At 73.3% G+C, this 5,559-nt stretch carries 6 protein-coding genes; 4 read left to right on the forward strand and 2 right to left on the reverse strand.

Going from position 1 to position 5,559, the window contains the following annotated elements; all coding sequences use genetic code 11:
* Positions 1-93 precede the first annotated feature (93 nt).
* Positions 94-702, forward strand: a complete 609-nt coding sequence (locus tag K6I34_RS30370) for a GNAT family N-acetyltransferase (RefSeq protein WP_229330833.1) — start codon at positions 94-96, stop codon at positions 700-702.
* 36 nt (positions 703-738) lie between these two features.
* On the opposite strand, the gene K6I34_RS30375 is transcribed toward K6I34_RS30370, so the two are convergent.
* Complete coding sequence (locus K6I34_RS30375) at positions 739-1,920, reverse strand: helix-turn-helix domain-containing protein (protein ID WP_229330835.1); 1,182 nt, start codon at positions 1,918-1,920, stop codon at positions 739-741.
* On the opposite strand from K6I34_RS30375, the gene K6I34_RS30380 reads away from it, so the two are divergent.
* The 3 genes from K6I34_RS30380 to K6I34_RS30390 all read left to right on the forward strand — a co-directional run bounded on the left by K6I34_RS30380 (position 1,895) and on the right by K6I34_RS30390 (position 4,826).
* Positions 1,895-2,788, forward strand: a complete 894-nt coding sequence (locus K6I34_RS30380) for an alpha/beta hydrolase (RefSeq protein WP_229330837.1) — start codon at positions 1,895-1,897, stop codon at positions 2,786-2,788. The genes K6I34_RS30375 and K6I34_RS30380 overlap by 26 nt on opposite strands.
* A gap of 73 nt (positions 2,789-2,861) precedes the next feature.
* Positions 2,862-3,251 carry a cupin domain-containing protein gene (locus K6I34_RS30385; RefSeq protein WP_229330839.1) on the forward strand — a complete coding sequence of 130 codons (390 nt, stop codon included), beginning with the start codon at positions 2,862-2,864 and terminating at the stop codon, positions 3,249-3,251.
* A 189-nt stretch (positions 3,252-3,440) separates the two neighbouring features.
* Positions 3,441-4,826 (forward strand): xylan 1,4-beta-xylosidase, encoded by a 1,386-nt coding sequence (locus K6I34_RS30390; RefSeq protein WP_229330842.1) that lies wholly within the window; start codon positions 3,441-3,443, stop codon positions 4,824-4,826.
* Positions 4,827-4,944: 118 nt separating this feature from the next.
* On the opposite strand, the gene K6I34_RS30395 is transcribed toward K6I34_RS30390, so the two are convergent.
* On the reverse strand, positions 4,945-5,559 hold a 615-nt coding region (locus K6I34_RS30395; RefSeq protein WP_275127187.1), incomplete at its 5' end, for a response regulator transcription factor.

The following is a 5,559-nucleotide window of genomic DNA, read 5'->3' on the forward strand; positions in this document are numbered from 1 at the left end:
GGGGGGGGGGACATCCCCGTGGCCGTAGGGAAGGCGCGGGCGGACCGGACCCCACCTCGGACTTCAAGATCACCTGGGTGCAGAATGACCCACATGTCGATGACCAATACACCTATATCGGCGGCGATCGACGACGCTCCACTGATCAGCCGCACCCTGGCCCGTGCCTTCGGCGACGACCCGATGATGCGCTGGTTCTTCCCGGACGACGCCACGCGCGAGGCAGGGCTGGGCCGTTACTTCACCACGATCTTCACCCGGCAGTACGTCCACCACGCCGTGTGCGAGCGCACCGACGCCGCGGCCGCCTTCTGGGCACCGCCGGAGGCGCAGGCCAAGGCCGTTCCCGACGCGGAGACCATCCAGGAGCTCCAGAACATCCTCGGTGATCAGGCCGCCCTGTTCAGGGGCGCCGTCGAGACGGCCGCCGAGCATACGCCCCAGGAGCCGCACTGGTCCCTCGCGGTGATCGGCGCCGACCCGGCCGCCCGCGGTCAGGGGCACGGCGCCGCGCTGCTCCGCTCGGGCCTCGCCAAGGCCGACGCGGCGGGCCTGCCGGTCTACCTGGAGTCCTCCAAGAAGTCGAACCTGCCCTTCTACGAGCACTTCGGCTTCACCGTGCGCGAGGAGCTGCGACTGCCGCAGGACGGGCCGACGCTGTGGTCGATGTGGCGCGAACCGCGGCGCCCGGCCGAGCTCTAGAGCAGGGGGAGACGGCGGCCGTTCCCCCTCGGTCCTTCAGTCATCGAGCAGCTGCCACGCGGTGAGGGCGAGTCTGGCCCGTAGCAGCCCGGTGGGGTCGGTGAGGTCGATGCCCAGGGACTTCCCGATCTGTTCGAGCCGACGGGCGACGCTGCTGTGGTGCAGGTGGAGAAGACCGGCGGCCCGGCGCAGCGAGCCGGTGGCGCAGTAGGCGTCCAGGGTCTCCAGGTCCTCCGGGTCGTCGGCCACGCGGGCGACCGCGGCCACATCGGCGTTGTCCCGCGCGGAGTCCTGGGGCACCTGTGCGAGCAGCGCCAGCGCCCCCAGGTCGGCGTAGTGGACGACCGGCCGGCGTGACGTGGCGAAGCGCAGGGCGGTACGGGCTTCCCGCCAGGACCGTTCGGGGCTGTCGGCGGCGCCGATGCCCGCGCGTACCCCTGCCGGAATCCGGGCCGGGTCCACGGTGGTGGCCAGGATGACGCCCACGTCCGCGAGCGGTGCCGCCTTCACCGGGCGGGCCGGGCAGACCAGGCCGCCGACCCGGTCGAGCGGAAGCCGCGACCGTACGGCGACGGCGTGGACGGGCAGGCCGACGGCGAAACCCAGCAGCCGCAACGCCCGGGCCCTGGCCGCCTCGTCGCTGTCGGCGCTGATCACCAGTTCGACGAGGGCGGGGTCGGCCATGGTGGTGCGGGCGGGTCCGTACCTCTCGACGGCCGTCGCGGCGGCGATGGCCAGCCGGTCCAGCAGCACGTCGTCGAGCGCGCCGGGCGGGCCGGGGCGTTCCAGCCACACCGTGCCGATCTCCTCGTCGTCGAGGGTGATCGGTGCCGTGGTGGACGCGGGGCCCGGCGGGACGGACGCCCGGGTGCCGTCGGACGCCATACGGATCGCCCGCCCCGTGCCGTGGAGCCGGATCCCGGCCACGCACTCGGCCAGGCCCGCCGAGGCCCGGGCGAGCGCGGGGAGATCCACGCGTCGGCGCATCAGCGTGTCGTAGAACGCGACGACGCGCACCGCGCCTTGGACATGCGAATCCAGTTGCGACAGCCGTTCGGCCAGTGCCTCCATGGCAGGAGGATACGGCCCCACGGCGAGGGAGGACGGGCCGCGCCGATCGGCGCGGAATCCGGGCGGGATGCCCGACGGATGGCGGATGTTCGCGGGGGCGCCGAGCGCGACGATGGTGGGTATGGATCCCGAACTGGAAGCATTCATCCCGTTGTTCCCTTCGGCCGACGTCTCCGACCCGGTGACCGCGCGCCGCGACTTCGCCGAGCTGGGCGCCGCGATACCGGCACCGGACGCGGACCTGGAGATCGAGGACCGGACGGTGCCCGCCGATCCGGACGTGGCGGTACGGATCTACCGCCCGCACCGGGCACAGGGCGCCATCGTCTGGATGCACGGCGGCGGCTGGATCATGGGCAATCTGAACACCGAGCACCCGTGGGCCACCCGGGTCGCGACCGGCTCCGGCGCGGTGGTCATCTCGGTGGACTACCGCCTGGCCCCCGAGCACCCGTTCCCCGCCGCCCTGGACGACGTCTACGCCGTGCTGACCTGGACGGCCGAGCGCGGGGCCGAACTCGGCGTCGACCCCGGGCGGATCGCGGTCGGCGGCCACAGCGCGGGCGCTGGGCTCGCGGCCGCGGTGGCGCTGCGGGCCCGTGACGAGCAGGGGCCGCCGATCCACTTCCAACTGCTCAGCCAGCCCGCGCTCGACGACCGGCAGGAGACCTGGTCGGCCCGGAACTTCACCGACACGCCCTGGATGAACCGCGCGAAGGGCACCGCGCTGTGGCGGCACTACCTCGGCTCCACGCCCGCCACGCCGTACGCCGCCCCTGCCCGAGCCACCGACCTGTCCGGCCTGCCGCCCGCCCACATCGCCACCGCCGAGCTCTGCCCGAACCGCGACGAGGACATCGACTACGCGCTGCGCCTGCTGCAGGCGGGCGTCTCGGTCGAACTGCACCAGTGGCCCGGCACGTTCCACGGGTCGCAGGCCATCCTGTCCGCGGAGGTGTCCCAGCGGCAGATCGCCGAACTCGGCGCCGCGCTGCGCCGTGGCGTGGCGGAGTGAGCCGGTCCGTACCCCGGCTCCCGGCACACCGGACCGAAGATCACCACAGGAGAGAAGGAAAGGAAACCCTGCCATGAGCGCCACACCCATCGACCTCTTCACCTCCTTCGTCAACCTTCGGCCGGACGGCCAGGCACACGCCGGGCCGCAGACGTTCGACCCCGGGCGGGACGGCTGGCACGTGATGACCTTCCACGTGGAGACCGATGCCGACGTCCACGCCGACCACTGGGAAATCCACTCCGACGCGGACGAGCTCGTGTCCTGTCTCACCGGCGGGATACGCATGTACTTCCGTCCGGAGCAGGAGGGAGAGGGTGAGGAGGAGGTGAAGCTGACGGCCGGAACCGCGGTCGTCGTGCCGCGCGGGCGGTGGCACCGCATCGAACTGGACGCCCCCAGCGACATCATGTCCTTCACCGTGCTGCGGGGGAGCCGTCTCGAGGGGCGGGCCGGATCCTAGACCGGGACGTCGGGGTCCGGCCCGCGAGACCTGTCCCGTGGGCCGGACCCGTACGGGGCGCCGTACGGGGGTCGGCGCCCCGAACCTGTCCGGTCGGCCGGTCAAGTGCCCGGGACCGTACGGAGGTTCTGCGGAACTCGGGTGCGTGTGGGGGGTGCAATCCGGATGATGGCGCCTATTCTGGATGCCGTGGGACGACATGAAGCGGCACGGTCGACGGGGTCCGGTACGGGGCGATGGCAGTTCGCCGTCCTGGTCGGGGCGTGCGGAGCGGTGGCCCTGACCGCCCTGCCGCTGGCGATGGCCGGTCGGCCGGGCGGAGGCGCGGCGCCGAAGCCGGTCCGCCGCCAGGAGGGTGCCCGGCCGGGCTGGGGCTTCACCCATACCCAGTACAGCGCGGACCACGGCGAGCCGGAGGCCACGCGCCGGGCCACCGGCCTCCTCTCCGCACGGCCCCTGACGCAGAACCAGCACATCATGGGCTGGGGCGCGGAGAACCCCGAACCGGCACCCGGGCGCTACGACTTCCAGGCCCTCGACGAGCGCGTCGCCCTCATGCGGGCCACCGGCGCCACCCCCGTCCTCACCCTGTGCGGGGCCCCCGACTGGATGAAGGGCGGGCGGAAGGGGCGCACCGACTGGTCCCGGCTGGAGGCCGCCCCCGACCGCCGGCACTACAAGGACTTCGCCCGGCTCGCGGGCGTGATCGCCCGCCGCTACCCGGACATCCGGCACTTCCTCGTATGGAACGAGCTGAAGGGCTTTTACGACGAGCGCCGGCGCCGCTGGAACTACGAGGGGTACACCGAGCTGTACAACCTCGTGTACGCGGAGCTGAAGCGGCAGAACCCGGCCAACCTGGTCGGCGGACCCTATGTCGTCGCCGATCACGATCCCCCCGGCGAGGGGAACGGGACGCCCGAACTGCGCGGACCGTGGGGAGACTTCGACCAGCGCTCGGCCGACGTCGTCCGGTACTGGAACGCGCACAGGGCGGGCGCGGACTTCGTCGTGGTGGACGGCGCCAGCTACACCCGGGAAGGCCACCGGACGATCCCCGACGAGTTCGCCGCCACCGAGAAGTTCGCCGACGTCACCCGCTGGCTGCGGCACGTCACCGGGCTGCCGGTGTGGTGGGCCGAGTGGTACGTCGAACCGCCCGCCGAGGACGACCGGCCGGGCGGCCGGGACGGCTGGAGCGAGCAGCACCGCACCGCCGTCCAGGCCGTCGCGATGATGCGGCTCGCGGCGAGCGGCGCGTCGGCCGCCTTCTACTGGAACCCGCAGCAGGCCGGGGACGACTGCCCCGGCTGCCTGTGGCGCAGCACCCGGCTGCACGACGGGGGCCATGAACTGCCGATGGCACGGCTGCTGAGCCGGTTCGCCCATGAATTCCCGCCGGGCAGCGCCTTCAGGCAGGCCGCCGTCACCTCGGGCGCCGGTGCCAGGGTCGAGGTCCTCGCCGACGACGCGGCCGTGCTCGTCGTCAACACGGAGCACTGGCCGGTCGCGGCACGGGTGGACGGGCGGGAGCTGTCCCTGGCTCCGTACGAGGTGCGCTGGCTGACCCGCTGAGAGGGGAGCCGGGATCGGCTGTTCGTCATGCTTTGACATCGTGTGCGTCATGCCTCCCCCCGACGGGCTCGCGGCACCGTCACCGCGACCGCCCTGCCCATCCGGCTCCGCGCGTCGGTCACACGCCCGCGGTGGGCGTGAACAGCCCCAGGCGGTGGGCTGTCGCGGCGGCCTCGCCGCGGCCCGAGGCGCCCAGTTTCGCCAGGATGTTGGAGACGTGCACACTCGCCGTCTTCGGCGAGATGAACAGCTCCTCGGCTATCCGGCGATTACTGCGGCCGAGCGCCACCAGCCGCAGGACGTCCTGCTCGCGCGGGGTGAGCCCGAGCGGGCCGCCGCCTGTCGTCTGCCGCGCGCCGCGCACGGGGGCGAGGGACAGCCGGGCGCGCCGGGCCAGTTGTCCGACGGCGTCGCCGAGCGGGCGGGCGCCGAGACGGACGGCCGTCCCGTGGGCGGAGGCCAGCAGCCCGGCGGCTGTTTCACCGGCACCGTCCTCAACGGGTGGAGCACCGTCCTCCCCGGTGAGCAGCGCCTCCGCCCACCGGTGCCGCGCCTGTGCCAGCTCCAGGGGGCGGCCGAGCGGTTCGAAGGCGGCGCAGACCAGACTCCAGCGGCCGGGGTCCGGCCGGCCCTCGGCGCGTCGGAGTTCGGCGTCGAGCAGCAGACCGTAGGCCCGGCGGAGCGGCACCGCCTGGGGCAGCTTCGCGGCCTCCGCGCGGACGCGGTCCAGGAC

This window comes from Streptomyces sp. UNOC14_S4 (assembly GCF_020740835.1).
Taxonomy (GTDB): domain Bacteria; phylum Actinomycetota; class Actinomycetes; order Streptomycetales; family Streptomycetaceae; genus Streptomyces.